The sequence below is a fragment of the Polynucleobacter sp. AM-26B4 genome (assembly GCF_018882285.1).
Taxonomy (GTDB): domain Bacteria; phylum Pseudomonadota; class Gammaproteobacteria; order Burkholderiales; family Burkholderiaceae; genus Polynucleobacter.
Map to the genome: position 1 here is coordinate 316,038 of NZ_JACVOT010000001.1, position 16,582 is coordinate 332,619.

The window sequence follows — 16,582 nt, forward strand, 5'->3', positions numbered from 1 at the left end:
GTTATTGCCCCTTTCTGTACATCATGTTGGCAACCAAAGCACCGACTCCGAAGAAAAAGGCCAAGGCAATGAATGAACTCATGGATAGCTGCATCATGCCGCTCAATCCATGACCGCTTGGGCAGCCATCGGCCATGCGTGCACCGATCATTGCAACAACCCCACCCAAGAATGAAAAGATGGCGCGCTTGCCAATCGATGAACCAAAGCGTTTTTCCCATGTTGGCGGAACTGCTTCTAACTTGAAGCTTTTATCCATCAATGAAGAGATCAAGGCACCAAAGAAAATACCGATGATCATCATGAACTGCCAATCCACCTTCACTTTTTCTTTGAGGTAGTAAGCATTTTCAGCAACGTGAGCTGGATCCACACTTTGGAATAACAAACCAGCTGCTCTCACAAAAGTTGTTGAAGCCCCTAGATAGTTCGACTTACCCATCAAGGTGGTGGTGAGATATACCGAAATGATCGCTAAGAGCCCCACCAATGCTCCAGCAAGATAAGGACTCCAACCAGAGGACTCCCCACCCTTGTTTTGGACTTGTTCTGACATTTTTGCCCTCCTTTTTAAGTACTTATTAATTTGTTGAACAATAATATATATTATTATATATTAATAAGGTCTTAAATGTCCAGTGAATATGTAAGTTTCACAATAGCTAGGGTTATGGCAAACACTTATAACTATATCTAGTGGTTCGTGTTAACTTATCGGTAGTTTAAAAGGAGCTTTATTAAGCCTAACTATGAAAAAAATAGTCGACGTATTTAAAAGAAAAGACCGTAGCTTGGTTTGGACTTATGTGATCTCTTTAGATCGCAACCGCCTCACCTCAGGCATTGTTGAGTTCGAGCATGAAGCCTTGCGTCTATCTGAATTAGAAGATCGTGGTGGTGCCGAATCATTAACGGCCAGAGTCCGGCCCGCTTAGTTGTTAGCTTAGTTCTCAGGTTAACTCTGAGCAGATTACTTGAATCTGTAGGTCAGCCCTAGACCCCACTGACGATCTATTTCTGTGGAGTTAAGAGATTTTTTGTATCCCACATCTAGTTCAGCATCTTCACTCAAGCTATAAATAAGACCTACAAGGGCAAAGCGCGGGTCTTTTTTCTCAGTCTTACTGGCATGTGATTGAACGCCAGAATCCATGACAAAAAGCCATTGGTCATCCAACTGGTAAGTGAACCCCACAGAAGCTTTATTAATGTAGCGACGGTACTCATCCTGGCTGCTTGCAGATGAATAGCGATGCAATTCAGTGCCTAAATTAAAAAGCCAGGTCCAAGCACCCAACTCATATTGAGTCAATACAGTGAGTGCCCCACCAGAGCGACCATCACTCAATTGTTTTTCTTGATTGCCAGTTGAAAGACTTAACTCAGGTTTTAAACCAACAGACAATCCATCACTCTCAAATAAACGCCACTTCAAACCCAGGCCAATATCATTGAAACCTGTTGGTTGAGATAAGGCATACGGCGTATCCAAATAAAGATCGATTGTTTCTGTCATGCCACGCGTCAAAGTAGCAGTTGCTGTGCGTGTTTTAACCCCAGCATCCCTCAACCAATCAGTATTGACCTCCACTTGATAGCCACCAACACCTTGCGTACCTGTATCGTCAGATACCAAGGGGTGAGCTGCATGAGCAGTTGAAGCAAACACCAGAAAGAAGCCTGTTAAAACTCCAAGCAATTTAGCTTGCATTAGCATTTTTAGTACCTTGTTTTATTAAGTTGTTACGTTAGCTTGCTGTAATCAAACCCAATTGCTTGAGTAGTTGTTTTGCACGCTGGTAATCGGGGCTGGCTTGTAACTCTGCCCATGTCATCGCAACAGAGGTCGGCATCAATTTCTGAACCCTGGCTCGTGATACTTGGTATGCTTTTTCATCATAGGTGAGTTCATTGAGCAACTGATCTGCCAAATCTGGGCGATTACAAATCAAGACTTGATCACACCCTGCTTGAAGTGCTAGCTTCGCGCCTTTGACCACGCTTCCAGCCACTGAAGCACCTTCCATCGATAGGTCATCACTAAAAATAACGCCTGTGAACTTCAGCTGCTTTCTTAAGATGTCTTGTAACCAAATCTTAGAAAAGCCCGCTGGATTTTTATCCACCTTTGGATAAATGACATGAGCTGGCATCACTGATGCCAGACCAAGACCTAAGTACTCATAAGGTTTTGCATCATCACTCAGAATTTGCTTCAAAGAGCGTTCATCCACAGGAATGGCCACATGAGAATCTGCTTCAGCAAAACCATGCCCTGGGAAATGTTTACCGCAATTGGCCATGCCGGCCAACTGCAAACCATGATTCAAGCTCTTAGCGAGTGTGGCTGCAATTTGTGGGTCACGGTGAAAAGCTCGATCACCAATCACACCACTGCGACCAAAGTCCAAATCCAACACAGGTGTGAAACTAAAATCCACGCCACAAGCCCTTAACTCAGATGCCAGTACATAACCAGCAGCTGTTGCGGCTTCCATGGCTTTTAATGCATGCTCTGCAGTGGCTTTCTTACCGAAGTTCACCCAAATATCACCCAACTTTTTCATGGCTGGCAAATGTGTAAAGCCATCCGTTCTACAACGCTGCACACGACCGCCCTCATGATCAATGCTGATCATCACATCACTGCGAATCGCCTTGATGGCTTTGGTTAAAGCAGTTAACTGGGCTCTGTCTTGATAATTACGTCCAAATAAAATCACACCACCAGTTTTAGGATGAGCGATGCGACGAATATCTTCTTTGCTAAGAGTTTTACCAATAACATCAAGAACGATGGGGCCTGCTTTGAATGAATTTATTTTGCTCATATTGTTTTAGATGAATGATTTATTTGCTTGGTTATTCGATTGGTTATTTATTTAAATTTCTTATTTTCCGCTCATGATCCCATCAGGTCTTTTGGATCGGTGACACCCGTGACCACTGGTGTGCCATAAACCACGATCACAAAGGCCATGGCCATATCAACCTCATCGGTGATGCTGACTTGAGCGGTGAAAAACTTCTCTTCCATGAAAGCTTGCAAGCGACCAGAACACTTGATGATGGGCTTGCCACTCGGGTCATTCAAGGTTTGCATCGCTCGCCAAGACATCGGACTGCGCATGCCCAAACCAATGGCTTTAGAGAAAGCTTCTTTGGCAGCAAAACGCGTCGCTAAGTAAGCCATGCCTCTGGATTCATTGCGAGCCAAACGTCCTTTGAAGACCTGCATTTCATCAGGACCAAGAATGCGCTCTGCCAAGCGACCATTGGTGCGCTGGTAAGCTGCCTTGAGGCGATCAATCTTTAATAGGTCAGTACCAATGCCTGCGATCATGATGGTTATCGTTATTTATTATCTAAGATCAATGCTTCTGATTCATTGCACGCTGGCGGGCACCTTGCATGAGAGTTCTCATGTCTTGGATCGCAGCCTTCCAACCTTTAAAAACAGCCTCAGCAACAATCGCATGTCCAATGTTCAGTTCTGCAATTTCTAATATTTCGGCAACTGCTTCAACATTGCCTTCGTGCAAACCATGGCCTGCATTAACTTTTAAACCAATTGAATGACCAAACTTAGCAGCAACTTTGATGCGCTCAAGTTCTTTGGTCTGCTCGGATCCTACCGTGTCAGCATATTTGCCTGTGTGCAATTCAATCACAGTAGCGCCAGCTTCTTTGGCCTTAGTGATTTGCTGCTCATCAGGATCAATGAAGATTGAAACAGTGATGCCAGCCTGCAATAAACGTTGCGTAGATTTTTTAATATTGTCAAAGTTACCAATGACGTCTAAGCCACCTTCGGTTGTGACTTCTTGTCGCTTTTCAGGAACCAAACAAACATCATGAGGCTTCACCTGACAAGCAATCTCAATCATCTCAGGGGTGACAGCGCACTCTAAGTTCATGCGAGTCTTGATCAAGGGACGCATAGCAATCAAATCAGCATCCTTGATATGGCGACGATCTTCTCTTAAGTGCAAAGTGATCAAATCAGCGCCATACTCTTCTGCCAACTGAGCAGCCTTGAGAGGGTCTGGATAGTGCGTGCCCCGCGCATTTCTGAGCGTGGCAACGTGGTCAATGTTGATACCTAGATCGATGATGTTTTTAGGTTTTTGTGACATGTTTTGAATTATGCCTATTTAATGACCATGGTGTTATTTAGATTTTTTTCAAATCAATCAAGATCTGCCGTGTCATCATGGCTTGATCAGGTAAATGAAGCCCCAACAAGAAACGTGTGAGCGCCTTACTTTGAATCAGGGTTTCAGGATCTTGATAATTTTTTTCGTTCATACAGAGCAGATGTTTGCCTGTCATCACGGGCCAATGCCCTGGATCATCCGCTTGAAGCTTGCGAATACCTCTCTCTGGCTGATAAACGTAGTGCTCATCTTCTTCAGGAGTGGTTTGAGTATCGATGCAAAAATTCAAAGCCGCAGCAAAGCCTGCTTCTTTTAATAAACTTAATTCAAAGGGGCGCAAAATAGGTTCAAGCTCTTTGGGATCTCGTCCAAGTAAATGAACCGTTTTGGCGTACTCTTCGTACAAATCTTCATAAGAGTCTTCTCTGGCAATGAATTTAACCAATAGTTCATTGAGATAAAAGCCACACAACAAAGCATCGCCCACCAATGGAGGCACACCACCTAACCACTCTGCTTTGGTCATGGTGCGCAGTTCACTTTTACCGCTCCAGGAGACTGCTAAGGGTTGAAAGCGCTGCAAGACTGGTCGCAAGACAGAATGTGGGCGCTTAGCGCCCTTGGCAATCAAAGCCATGCGCCCATAAGAGCGCGTGAAAACATCAAGAATTAAGCTGGTTTCTTTGTACGGAATACTGTGAAGTACAAAGGCAGGTTCATCGTTGACGCGAGTCGACATGATCGTGAATTACTCTATGCCCTGTTCGCGCAGAATCACACGATCATCTGCCCAACCACTCTTGACCTTGACCCAAGTCTCTAAAAAAACCTTGCCGTCAAATAGCTTTTCCATGTCTTGGCGAGCTTCGGTGGATATACGCTTGAGCTTTGCGCCTTTTTCACCAATCACCATGGCTTTGTGGCTATCGCGGTCTACCAAGATTGTGGCAGCAATGCGACGCATCGTGCCATCCATCTTGAATTGGTCAATGATCACAGCGCTGGCATAGGGCAACTCATCGCCTGTGTGACGAAATACTTTTTCTCTCAAAATCTCAGCAGCCAAGAATTTCTCACTGCGATCCGTCAGCATGTCTGGCTCGTAAATCGCCTCTTGCTCAGGCAAGTAGGGCTCTAAGAATCCTAACAAGCGCTTCACATCATCGGTATTTTTGGCTGTCATGGGGATGATTTCTGAGAACTCAAATTTCTCACTCATCTCACGCATGAAAGTAAATAACTTTTGATCACGATCTTCTGGAGCATCTGCTCTTGAAGCAAATATATCGAGCTTATTAGCCAATAAAACCACTGGGATATTTTTTGGCAATATCTCCAGCACTTGCTCGTCCGCTTTACTCCAGTAGCCAGACTCAACCACAAAAAGAATCACATCAACATCCGCCATGGTAGTTTTCACCGTGCGGTTCATGACCTTGTTCATGGCGTTGTTATATTTTGTCTGGAACCCTGGTGTATCAACCAAAACAAATTGAGCTGTCTCAGTGGTATTGACGCCCAAAATGCGATGGCGAGTTGTTTGAGCTTTGCGGGAGGTGATACTTACTTTTTGGCCGACCAATGCATTAAGCAAAGTTGACTTGCCTACGTTGGGGCGACCTACGAGTGCTACGGTTCCACATCGAAATGACATCGACTATTCCTTGATTTTTACTTTACTCTGACTTCAACTTCAAATTCAGTTGATCATCAGTAGGATCTTTAGCCGTGACTAAAGATGCTTTCTTTTTTGTTGCTTTAGTTTTCTTAGGCTTTCTACCAGATTGAGAAACAATCTTTTGTGCAGCGTCTAAAGATAGTTTGGCAGCTGCTTGCTCAGCAGCTCTTCGAGATGCCCCCTTACCGTTGAGCGTCACCTTTAAGCTGGGGATTGAGCACTCAACTTCAAACTGTTGATTGTGGGCAACGCCCGTGGTTGCAACGACCGTATAAATTGGCAAAGGCAATTGATGGCCTTGAAGGTATTCTTGCAAGAGAGTCTTGTCATCTTTACCCAAGGTTCTTGGGTCCACATGCTCCAAAATTTGCGAATACCATTTTCTCAATACTTTTTTAGAAGCCTCAAAGCCAGAATCTAAAAAGATAGCGCCGACAATCGCCTCAAAGCTATCCGCCAGAATCGATGGTCGCTTAAAGCCACCACTCTTGAGCTCCCCCTCACCCAAACGCAAACAGTCAGAGAGTTGCAAGGCTTGAGCGATTTCATACAAAGCTTGTTGCTTGACCAAATTAGCGCGAACTCTGGATAAGTCACCCTCATCCAAATCACTGTAACGCTCATACAGCATTTCAGCGACTGTACAGTTCAAGACCGAGTCGCCTAAAAATTCCAAACGTTCATTGTTCTTTTTGCTGTGACTGCGATGCGTCAAAGCCTGCATCAATAAATCAGGCTTTTGAAATGTATAGCCCAAACGCTCCTGCAAGAGTTTGATATCAAGAGGTGCGCGAGGTGTCATATCGCTCTTAGCCACCTTGCTCACTCAAAACGCCCAATGCGTTTAAGGTCGCCCAAGTTCATCCAAACAAAGAAGGCTTTACCAACCAAATTATTTTCAGGCACAAAACCCCAAAAACGCGAGTCCGCTGAATTATCTCGGTTATCCCCCATCACAAAGTAATGGCCTTTTGGTACCGTGCAAGTCACACCAGTCATGGTGTAAGTGCAGTTCTCTGCATAAGGGAAACGATCTTGTACAAAAATACCTGAAGGACGCTCAGGGTGGTTCAAAACATTGTAGGAATGGCCACCAAATTCTTTAGGGAATGTTTCTGTGAAGAATTTGGCATAGGTCATGCCCTCAGGATCGAGGTAATCTGGCTTAGATTCAGACAGAAACTCTTGGCCATTGATGGTCAAGCGCTTACCTTGATAAGAAATCACATCTCCTGGTAAACCGATCACACGCTTGATGTAATCAACTGATTCATCTTTGGGAAAGCGAAAAACTGCCACATCACCGCGCTCTGGCGAATTCATTTCAATCACTTTTTTATTGATGACTGGCAAACGAACGCCATAAGTGAATTTATTGACCAAAATAAAATCACCAATCATCAAGGTAGGAATCATCGAACCTGATGGAATCTTGAAAGGCTCAAACAAGAATGAGCGCAAAAAGAAAACAGCAAAAATGACAGGGAAAAAGCTGGCTGTGTACTCCAGCCACAAAGGCATGCGATCAATACCCGCCGCTTTTCTTTGAGGCGCAAACACCAACTTATCCGCTACCCAAGCAATACCTGTCAGGAGTGACAAAATCAAAAGTATCAAAGCGAAGTTCATTATTTGTCCTCCACTTGCAAGATAGCCAAGAAGGCTTCTTGTGGAATTTCCACGCTGCCCACCTGCTTCATGCGGCGCTTACCTTCTTTTTGCTTCTCTAATAATTTCTTCTTACGGGTGATGTCACCACCGTAACACTTAGCCAATACGTTTTTACGCAAGGCCTTCACGTTTTCACGGGCAATGATGCCGCTACCAATCGCCGCCTGAATCGCCACGTCAAACATCTGACGAGGAATAATCTCGCGCATCTTGGCCACAACTTCACGGCCACGGTATTGGCTGTTACTTCTGTGAACGATGATCGATAGAGCATCGACTTTTTCACTGTTAATCAAGATATCAACCTTGACCACATCAGATGCACGGTATTCTTTGAACTCATAGTCCATTGATGCGTAACCACGCGAAATTGACTTCAAGCGATCGAAGAAATCGAGCACGATTTCAGCCATCGGCATTTCATAAGTTAACTTCACTTGACGACCCACATACTGCATGTCCATCTGGATGCCGCGCTTACCTGTACACAAGGTGATCACTGCACCAACATACTCCTGTGGCATGAACAAGTTCACGACCACGATTGGTTCCATGATTACTTCAATGCGACTTGGGTCTGGCATTTTTGATGGGTTATCCACCACAATCTTTGAGCCATCTTTGAGGTCTACTTCGTACACCACAGTTGGAGCAGTGGTGATGAGTTCCATATTGAACTCGCGCTCTAAACGCTCTTGCACAATCTCCATGTGCAATAAACCCAAGAAGCCACAACGGAATCCAAAGCCAAGGGCTTGAGACACCTCTGGTTCATACATCAAAGCAGCATCGTTTAACTTTAATTTTTCTAAAGATTCGCGCAAGGCATCGTATTGATTTGATTCAACCGGATACAAGCCTGCGAACACTTGAGGTTGAACTTCTTTGAAACCTGGTAAAGGTGCAGATGCTGGAGTTCTATTCTGTTGACCTGGTGCATGCGTGACCGTGTCACCCACCTTCGCAGCTTTGAGCTCTTTGATACCAGCAATGATGAAACCCACTTGCCCAGCAGATAAGTCAGGACGATCCACTGACTTTGGTGTGAAGACTCCAACGTGCTCAACCAAATGTTGAGTACCTGATGCCATCAATAAAACTTTGTCTTTTGGTTTGAGTGTGCCGTTGATCACACGCACCAACATCACCACACCCACGTAGTTATCAAACCACGAATCAACGATCAATGCTTGCAAAGGTGCACTTGCATCACCCTTTGGTGGTGGTACTTTTTTAATTAAATCTTCAAGAACATCTTGAACGCCTAAACCGGTTTTTGCTGAACAGGACACAGCGTCGGTGGCATCGATACCAATCACATCTTCGATTTCTTGCTTAGCGCGATCAGGATCGGCCTGAGGCAAGTCAATTTTGTTTAAAACGGGCACAACTTCCACACCCAACTCAATGGCTGTGTAACAGTTGGCCACTGTTTGAGCCTCAACTCCTTGGCTGGCGTCTACTACCAACAAAGCACCTTCACAAGCAGACAATGAGCGACTGACCTCATAAGAGAAGTCGACGTGTCCTGGGGTATCAATCAAGTTGAGGTTATAAATCTTGCCATCGCGGGCCTTGTAGCTCAAAGCCGCCGTTTGGGCTTTGATTGTGATGCCGCGCTCTTTCTCAATGTCCATAGAATCAAGGACTTGAGCTTCCATTTCGCGATCTGAAAGACCACCACATAGCTGAATAATTCGGTCTGCTAGGGTCGACTTTCCGTGGTCGATATGGGCAATGATAGAAAAGTTACGTATATGGTCCATGGATTCCTTAAAACGGCTTGCCGCAATGCAACACCATATTGCACTGCAATAAGACGCCTCTGACCTCTATTGTAGTCGGAACGGGGGTTTCCCCCCGATTTCCAATAAAGGTGATTAAAACTAAAGGGTTATCTGGTCTAAAACAATCGTTTTAGGTTTATTTTCCTGGTTTGACAGGAATCACCAAGGTGCTATCGCCTCTGCGAATAAATACAGCCACTGATTTGTTATTTTTGGCCACTGCCTTCATGGCAATCTCAAATTGCTTGGCAGCAACGATGTCCACATCACTTAAACGCACAATCACATCACCCACTCTTGCGCCCGCTTTTGATAAAACACCATCTTCAGCCATCGCAGTGATTTCAACACCGGCTTTGAGTGACAACTCTTTTTTCTTGGCTTCAGACAAATCAATCACAGCCACTCCAAATGCATTCTTAGTGGAGCTTGCCTCCTCTGGTTCAGCTTTTTTAGCCGCTGCCTTTGGAGTTGGCTCTAAATCAGCGACGGTGATATTGAATTCTTTTTGAGCACCCTTGCGCCACACCATGATCGGTGAAGTCGTGCCTGGTTTTGTATCTCCAACAATTCTTGGCAAGTCTGATGATTTTTCAATTGGCTTATCACCAAAACTCAAAATAACATCGCCAGGCTCAAGTCCTGCTTTATCTGCTGGCGCACCCACCTCGATGTTACGAATCAAGGCGCCACGTGCTCTTGGCAAGCCCAAGCTCTCTGCAACCTCTTTGCTCACTTCTGCAATTGCAACACCAATACGACCACGACTGACTTTGCCGCTGGCCTTTAACTGGTTAGAAACGCGCATCGCCTCATCCATCGGAATCGCGAAAGAAATGCCCATGTATCCACCAGAGCGTGAAAATATTTGTGAGTTAATACCCACCACTTCACCACGAGTGTTCAATAGCGGACCACCAGAGTTACCTGGGTTCACAGCCACATCAGTTTGAATGAATGGTAAGTAATCACCCGTGTCACGACTCTTGGCAGACACAATGCCCGCAGTCACTGTATTTTCTAAACCAAACGGTGAACCAATCGCAAGCACCCATTCACCAACGCGCACTTTTGAAGAGTCGCCAATGGTTAAACGTGGCAAACCAGAAGCTTCAATTTTTACCAAAGCCACATCGGTGCGCTTATCAGCACCAATCAATTTGGCTTTGAATTCGCGCTTATCGGTCAAAGTGACATAAATCGTTGTTGCACCTTCAACCACGTGCGCATTGGTCAAAATGAAACCATTGCTTTCAATGATGAAACCTGAACCAACGCCACGGTTTTGCTCTTCTTGCTGAGGTTTACGATTATTGGGACCTTGTTGCTTGGGTGTTGGCAAAGGAATACCAAAGAAACGGCGGAAAAACTCAGCCTGCTCTTCATCTAAACCCGGCATACCAGGAATACCTGAAGCCTGACGAACATTCACTTTTTCAGTCGTCCGGATATTCACTACAGCAGGATTGGCTTTTTCAACCAAATCCACAAAGTCTGGATAAGAACGCACCGCATTTGCAGCCGCTGGTGCGCTTGTTGTACTCGCCACCGGAGCAACTTTCCCAGAGTTATTTTGAGCATAAGTAGGCAAAACAAGCAAAGAACTTGTTGCTACAGTCAGAGTTAAAGCAGAAATGATTTTTTTCATGGTGTTGTTACTTTAGAGCATTCAGGAAGTATTTGCTGGAAAGCCTTTAAATACTATCTGAGCATGGTTATTAATGAGCTTCTATATGAGTATTTTTAGTTTATTTTCAACGGTCTTAATACAAAAAGCCTCCGAAATCATCCAGAGGCTTTATTTGATCCACAACCCGGCTACGCTGATATTGATCGAATGATTTAAATGCGGCGGAACACAATAGTGCCGTTTGTGCCACCAAAACCAAAGTTATTTTTAACAGCCACATCGATCTTCATATCTCTAGCAGTGTTGGCACAGTAGTCCAAATCGCACTCTGGATCTTGATTGAAGATGTTGATGGTTGGCGGAGATTTTTGATGATGCAAAGCCAAAACAGTGAACACTGACTCCAAACCACCTGCGCCACCCAATAAGTGACCAGTCATTGATTTGGTTGAGTTCACAACTACCTTCTTCGAAGCATCACCCAAAGCTGCTTTGAGGGCATCTGTTTCGTTCTTGTCACCTAATGGTGTTGAAGTACCGTGGGCGTTCACATAGTTCACTTGATCAGGATTCACTCCAGCATCTTTCAATGCATTGACCATGCAACGACGAGGACCGTCCATGTTTGGAGCAGTCATGTGATAAGCGTCACCACTCATACCAAAACCAGCTAACTCGGCATAAATCTTTGCGCCGCGAGCTTTGGCATGTTCATATTCTTCGAGGATCATCACGCCAGATCCCTCACCTAGAACAAAACCGTCACGGTCTTTGTCCCAAGGACGAGATGCAGTCGCTGGATCATCATTTCTTGTTGATAGTGCTCTGGCTGCAGCAAAACCACCGACCCCCAAAGGAGAAATCGTGGATTCGGCGCCACCGGCAATCATGACATCCGCATCACCATACTGAATCAAACGAGCCGCTAAGCCAATGCTGTGTAAACCTGTTGTACAGGCAGTCACAGCAGCAACGTTAGGGCCTTTGAGATTCAAATTAATGCTCAAGTGGCCTGAAATCATATTGATGATTGAGCCTGGCACAAAAAACGGTGAAATACGGCGAGCACCACGGGTGGTGTACTCGGTGTGGGTTTCTTCAATCATTGGCAAACCACCAATGCCTGAACCCACCAAAACACCAATTCTTTCAGAATTGGCTTCTGTAACTTCTAAACCAGAGTCTTTAAAGGCTTGCGTTCCAGCAGCAATTCCATAATGGATGAATGTATCCATATGGCGAGCTTCTTTAGCAGAAATATAGTCTTCAATATTGAAGCCCTTTACTTCGCCGCCAAAATGCACGCTTAAGCCAGAGTGATCAAACTTAGTGATCGTGGCAATACCAGATCGCCCCGCCAATAAATTTTCCCAGGCATCACCAACGGTATTACCCACCGGTGAAACCAAGCCTAAACCGGTAACAACTACCCGGCGTTGCCCTTTGATCTGGCTCACAGCTAATTAGCTCTGCTTGGACTTGGCGAAATCGATTGCCAATTGCACAGTCGTGATTTTTTCAGCTTCTTCATCAGGAATTTCGATGCCGAACTCATCTTCCAATGCCATTACCAATTCAACTGTGTCGAGAGAATCTGCGCCCAAGTCATTAACGAAAGAAGATTCATTCTTGATTTCTGCTTCGTCTTTGCCTAATTGCTCGGCTACGATTTTCTTAACGCGTTGTTCGATGTTATCCATTTAATCCCCCAAGGGTTGTTGTAAAAATATTGAAAAAAGATTTTATCAGCTTATTTGACCAAATTAGCTCAAATAAAGTCCGCCATTCACATGAAGTGTCGTTCCCGTGATGTATCCGGCCCCTGGAGACGCCAAAAATGCTACCGCATGGGCAATATCTTCGGGTGTTCCAAGACGTTGGAGGGGAATATTCGCTTTTAGTGAATTTTGTTGGTCTTCTGAGAGGGCCTTGGTCATATCTGTGTCAATAAAACCTGGCGCCACGCAGTTAACTGTGATGTTTCGGCTACCGATTTCTCGGGCCAAAGCACGGCTCATGCCAGCCACACCTGCTTTTGCAGCAGCATAATTGGCTTGACCTGGATTACCGCTGCTACCCACCACAGAGGTGATGTTGATGATTCGACCGCCTTTGGCCTTCATCATTGGGCGTAAAACACCTCTGGCCAAGCGGAAAACAGCGCTTAAATTGGTATCAATGACTGATGACCATTCTTCGTCTTTCATGCGCATCGCCAAGTTATCTTGGGTAATACCAGCGTTATTCACCAAAATATTCAAAGCGCCACGTTCTTTAACAATGCTATCAATGAGTGCTTCACAGGCAGCGGCATCATTCACATTCAAAACTGCTCCAGCACCGCCAGTTGGCTTTAATGCCGCATCAATGTCTTTAGCGCCCGATTCACTTGTTGCAGTGCCAATCACCACAGCGCCCTGCTTTGCCAATTCCATGGCAATAGCACGACCAATACCGCGAGATGCGCCGGTGACCAAGGCAATTTGTCCAGTTAATGTGCTCACAATTTCTCCCAAACTAAGTTCACTGCTTAATCAGATAAATACTCTGATAGTTAATTTTTAATCTTGAATCTTTACGCTTTGATGACGGCCATGACTTCAGCCATCGTGGCAGGGTCATAAACAGCCAAACCATTTAAATCGCCATTGATGCGCTTGGTCATGCCTGTTAATACTTTTCCAGGACCACACTCAACCACATGAGTGATACCAAGAGCTGCAATCGCCTGAACAGTCTCAACCCAACGAACTGGCGCTGCCGCTTGTCTAACCAAAGCATTTTTAATGGCTGCCGGCTCTTGTAAGACGCTCACATCCACGTTATTGATCACATCAATGCTTGGCGTCTTGAATGTTTTATCAGCTAAATAAGTCTCTAATTTTTGAGATGCCGGCTTAAGTAATGATGAATGAAACGGTGCAGACACTGGCAAAGGTAAAGCACGTTTTGCGCCAGCTTCTTTGGCAAGCTCACAAGCTTTTTCTACACCTGCTTTTGAACCAGCGATCACAACCTGCGCTGGAGCGTTGTAGTTAACAGCTTCAACCACCTCACCAGTGGCTGATTGCGCATCAGCACATGCTTTGCGAACGGCATCATCATCCAAACCCAAAATAGCGGCCATGCCGCCTGTTCCAACTGGCACAGCATCTTGCATCGCTTGCGCACGGAATCTCACCATCGGTACAGCGTCTTTGAATTCAATCACACCTGAAGCAACCAAAGCACCATACTCACCCAAGCTATGACCAGCCATCACTGATGCAGCAGGACCACCTGCTGCAATCCAAGCGCGATAACAAGCAACGCCCGCAGTCAACATCACTGGCTGTGTATTGGTCGTCAATGAAAGTGCTTCAGCAGGACCTTCTGCAATTAATTTTGCAATGTCTTCGCCCAAAGCTTCTGAAGCCTCAGCCAAAGTTCTTTTGATTTCAGCGTTGTCGCCCCAAGCATTTAGCATGCCTACTGCTTGAGAACCTTGACCGGGAAATACAAATGCAAATTTCATGAAAATTCCTGTGATTTTTTTAAGTGATTGAGCTTATTTAATTAATTGAGATGATCACGATCAGTATTTAACGACTGCAGCAGCCCAGGTGAAACCACCACCCACGCCTTCCATCAACAGATGTTGTCCACGCTTGATTTGGCCCGCACGAATCGCTGTATCAAGTGCCAATGGAATCGATGCCGCAGATGTGTTGCCGTGATCTTGAACAGTCACGACCACATGATCCAAGGCTATGCCTAATTTTTTGGCGGTGCCTTCCATGATGCGGATATTGGCTTGGTGAGGAATCAACCAATCAATATCTGCAGGTGTTAGTTTTGCAGCAGTTAGAACTTCTTGAGCCACTTGCTCTAAAACTTTTACGGCCAATTTAAACACTGCTTGACCATCCATCTTCAAAAAGGCAGAGCCTTCTAAGGCACCGTGCTCAGTTCTTCCTGGCACGCACAAGATGTCACGATGACTTCCGTCCGCATGCATAGCTGCAGCCAAAATACCTGGCTCATCACTCGCACCCACCACCACTGCTCCAGCTCCATCGCCGAAGAGCACGCATGTACCGCGATCTTTGAAATCTAAAATTCTTGAGAATGTTTCTGCACCAACGATCAATACTTTTTTATGCATACCGCTGCGAATAAAACTATCAGCCACTGCCAAAGAGTATGCAAAGCCTGAACAAACAGCTTGAACATCAAATGCTGCGCATTGATTGGTGATGCCTAATTTATCTTGAAGCACACACGCAGTGCTTGGAAATCCACCAAGGTTATCCGGTGTTGAAGTCGCCAAAATAATTAAATCGATGTCATTGGCAGTGATGCCAGCTGCTTCAATCGCTTTTTTAGATGCTTCTAGAGCAAGGTCGCTCGTGAGTTGATCAGCAGCAGCGAAATGACGTGCACTGATACCGCTTCTAGAGAAAATCCATTCATCACTGGTTTCAATGCCATCTTTGGCAAGTCTTTCAGTGATTTGAGCATTGGTCACTTTGTTGGCCGGCAAATAGCTGCCTGTGCCCAGTATCTTTGCGTATCGCTGCGTCAGTTGAGTCATTTGAATCCTTATGCCACTGTCTCATCGCCAGAGTTGGTTGCATGCGTCACCATGAATGCATCAGCCACTTTTCCGACCATATTATTTTTAGCACCTTCATACGCTCTGCGCAAAGCAGTTGTGAATGCTTTTTTATCGGCAGAGCCATGACTTTTCAAAACCAAACCTCGTAAACCTAAGAGCACAGCACCATTGTAATTGCGGTGATCCACACGCTTTTTAAAACGAAGCAAAACTGGCATCGCTGCCAAAGCCATCAAACGACTGATCCAATTTCGACTGAATTCTTCTTTGATCAACCCAGAAATCATGTAAGCCAAACCTTCACTGGTCTTCAGCGCAACGTTTCCAACAAAACCATCACACACCACAATATTGGTGGTGCCTTTGAAGATGTCATTGCCCTCTACGTTGCCATAGAAGTTCAAACTGCTTTGGCGCAATAACTCACCAGCCTCTTTAACCACTTGATTACCTTTGATCACTTCTTCGCCAATGTTCAATAGACCAATCGTGGGATTGGCAATGCCATCCACGGCTCTGGCCATCACATCAGCCATCTGTGCAAATTGCAATAAGTGAATCGCTTCACAGTCAGCGTTGGCGCCCAAATCTAAAACAATCGTGCCTCGGCCCAACTGGTTAGGCATCACTGCGGCAATCGCAGGGCGATCAATACCATCCAAGGTTTTTAAAACATAACGAGAAATCGCCATCAAGGCGCCCGTATTGCCAGCTGAAATAGCGGCTTGCGCGAGGCCTTCTTTGACTTGCTCAGCAGTCACGCGCATCGATGAGTCTTTTTTCTTGCGCAAAGCCACTTCAATGGAGTCATCCATCGTGACAACTTCAGAAGCATGGACGACCGTGATCCGGCTCTTTATTTCAGAGGGAACTTGAACTAACGCTTGATTGATTAAATCAGCGTTACCGACGAGTCTTATATGTAAATCTGGCAACTCTGCCAGAAGGCCTGTGCTGGCGGGTATTGTGACCACTAGACCGTGGTCTCCACCCATCGCATCAACTGCTAGCGTGACGCTCATGAAAAATTGTTATTTAAGAAAAAAGCGGCCACTGGAAGTG

At 45.3% G+C, this 16,582-nt stretch carries 18 protein-coding genes; 1 reads left to right on the forward strand and 17 read right to left on the reverse strand.

Features of this window, described 5'->3' with window-relative positions:
- Position 1: 1 nt before the first annotated feature.
- Positions 2-613: a YeeE/YedE thiosulfate transporter family protein gene (locus tag ICE88_RS01545; RefSeq protein ID WP_370624445.1), complete on the reverse strand. Its 612-nt coding sequence runs from the start codon at positions 611-613 to the stop codon at positions 2-4.
- Positions 614-749: 136 nt separating this feature from the next.
- Between ICE88_RS01545 and ICE88_RS01550 the strand changes: the two genes are divergently transcribed.
- Positions 750-935 (forward strand): hypothetical protein, encoded by a 186-nt coding sequence (locus tag ICE88_RS01550; protein WP_216248689.1) that lies wholly within the window; start codon positions 750-752, stop codon positions 933-935.
- A gap of 35 nt (positions 936-970) precedes the next feature.
- On the opposite strand, the gene ICE88_RS01555 is transcribed toward ICE88_RS01550, so the two are convergent.
- The 16 genes from ICE88_RS01555 to plsX form a co-directional block, all read right to left on the reverse strand.
- Positions 971-1,711, reverse strand: coding sequence for a transporter (locus tag ICE88_RS01555; RefSeq protein WP_216248691.1), 741 nt, complete (start codon positions 1,709-1,711; stop codon positions 971-973).
- A gap of 37 nt (positions 1,712-1,748) precedes the next feature.
- Positions 1,749-2,831 (reverse strand): beta-N-acetylhexosaminidase, encoded by a 1,083-nt coding sequence (nagZ, locus tag ICE88_RS01560; RefSeq protein WP_216248693.1) that lies wholly within the window; start codon positions 2,829-2,831, stop codon positions 1,749-1,751.
- Between the two features lie 71 nt (positions 2,832-2,902).
- A complete protein-coding gene (gene acpS, locus ICE88_RS01565) occupies positions 2,903-3,343 on the reverse strand; it encodes a holo-ACP synthase (RefSeq protein WP_216248696.1) in 441 nt (146 codons plus the stop codon).
- Positions 3,344-3,371: 28 nt separating this feature from the next.
- Positions 3,372-4,136: a pyridoxine 5'-phosphate synthase gene (gene pdxJ / locus ICE88_RS01570; RefSeq protein WP_216248699.1), complete on the reverse strand. Its 765-nt coding sequence runs from the start codon at positions 4,134-4,136 to the stop codon at positions 3,372-3,374.
- A 37-nt stretch (positions 4,137-4,173) separates the two neighbouring features.
- A complete protein-coding gene (recO, locus tag ICE88_RS01575; protein ID WP_216251706.1) occupies positions 4,174-4,899 on the reverse strand; it encodes a DNA repair protein RecO in 726 nt (241 codons plus the stop codon).
- A 6-nt stretch (positions 4,900-4,905) separates the two neighbouring features.
- Positions 4,906-5,811 carry a GTPase Era gene (gene era / locus ICE88_RS01580; protein ID WP_216248700.1) on the reverse strand — a complete coding sequence of 302 codons (906 nt, stop codon included), beginning with the start codon at positions 5,809-5,811 and terminating at the stop codon, positions 4,906-4,908.
- 22 nt (positions 5,812-5,833) lie between these two features.
- Entirely contained in the window at positions 5,834-6,637 is an 804-nt protein-coding gene (rnc, locus tag ICE88_RS01585) for a ribonuclease III (protein ID WP_216248704.1), read from the reverse strand.
- 20 nt (positions 6,638-6,657) lie between these two features.
- On the reverse strand, positions 6,658-7,464 hold the full coding sequence (gene lepB / locus ICE88_RS01590) for a signal peptidase I (protein ID WP_216248706.1): 807 nt from the start codon (positions 7,462-7,464) through the stop codon (positions 6,658-6,660).
- A complete protein-coding gene (gene lepA / locus ICE88_RS01595) occupies positions 7,464-9,272 on the reverse strand; it encodes a translation elongation factor 4 (RefSeq protein ID WP_216248708.1) in 1,809 nt (602 codons plus the stop codon). The genes lepB and lepA overlap by 1 nt, the downstream gene beginning before the upstream one ends.
- A 157-nt stretch (positions 9,273-9,429) precedes the next feature.
- A complete protein-coding gene (locus ICE88_RS01600) occupies positions 9,430-10,941 on the reverse strand; it encodes a DegQ family serine endoprotease (protein WP_216248710.1) in 1,512 nt (503 codons plus the stop codon).
- Positions 10,942-11,135: 194 nt separating this feature from the next.
- Positions 11,136-12,371: a beta-ketoacyl-ACP synthase II gene (gene fabF / locus ICE88_RS01605; protein ID WP_370624446.1), complete on the reverse strand. Its 1,236-nt coding sequence runs from the start codon at positions 12,369-12,371 to the stop codon at positions 11,136-11,138.
- A 15-nt stretch (positions 12,372-12,386) separates the two neighbouring features.
- Positions 12,387-12,623, reverse strand: coding sequence for an acyl carrier protein (gene acpP / locus ICE88_RS01610; protein WP_216248713.1), 237 nt, complete (start codon positions 12,621-12,623; stop codon positions 12,387-12,389).
- Positions 12,624-12,686: 63 nt separating this feature from the next.
- The gene (gene fabG / locus ICE88_RS01615) at positions 12,687-13,427 is read right to left on the reverse strand and encodes a 3-oxoacyl-ACP reductase FabG (protein ID WP_370624412.1); all 741 of its coding nucleotides are present in this window, start codon (positions 13,425-13,427) and stop codon (positions 12,687-12,689) included.
- Between the two features lie 71 nt (positions 13,428-13,498).
- Positions 13,499-14,437 (reverse strand): ACP S-malonyltransferase, encoded by a 939-nt coding sequence (fabD, locus tag ICE88_RS01620; RefSeq protein ID WP_216248715.1) that lies wholly within the window; start codon positions 14,435-14,437, stop codon positions 13,499-13,501.
- A 60-nt stretch (positions 14,438-14,497) separates the two neighbouring features.
- On the reverse strand, positions 14,498-15,496 hold the full coding sequence (locus tag ICE88_RS01625; protein WP_216248717.1) for a beta-ketoacyl-ACP synthase III: 999 nt from the start codon (positions 15,494-15,496) through the stop codon (positions 14,498-14,500).
- Positions 15,497-15,504: 8 nt separating this feature from the next.
- A complete protein-coding gene (gene plsX / locus ICE88_RS01630; protein ID WP_216248719.1) occupies positions 15,505-16,542 on the reverse strand; it encodes a phosphate acyltransferase PlsX in 1,038 nt (345 codons plus the stop codon).
- Between the last annotated feature and the right edge of the window lie 40 nt (positions 16,543-16,582).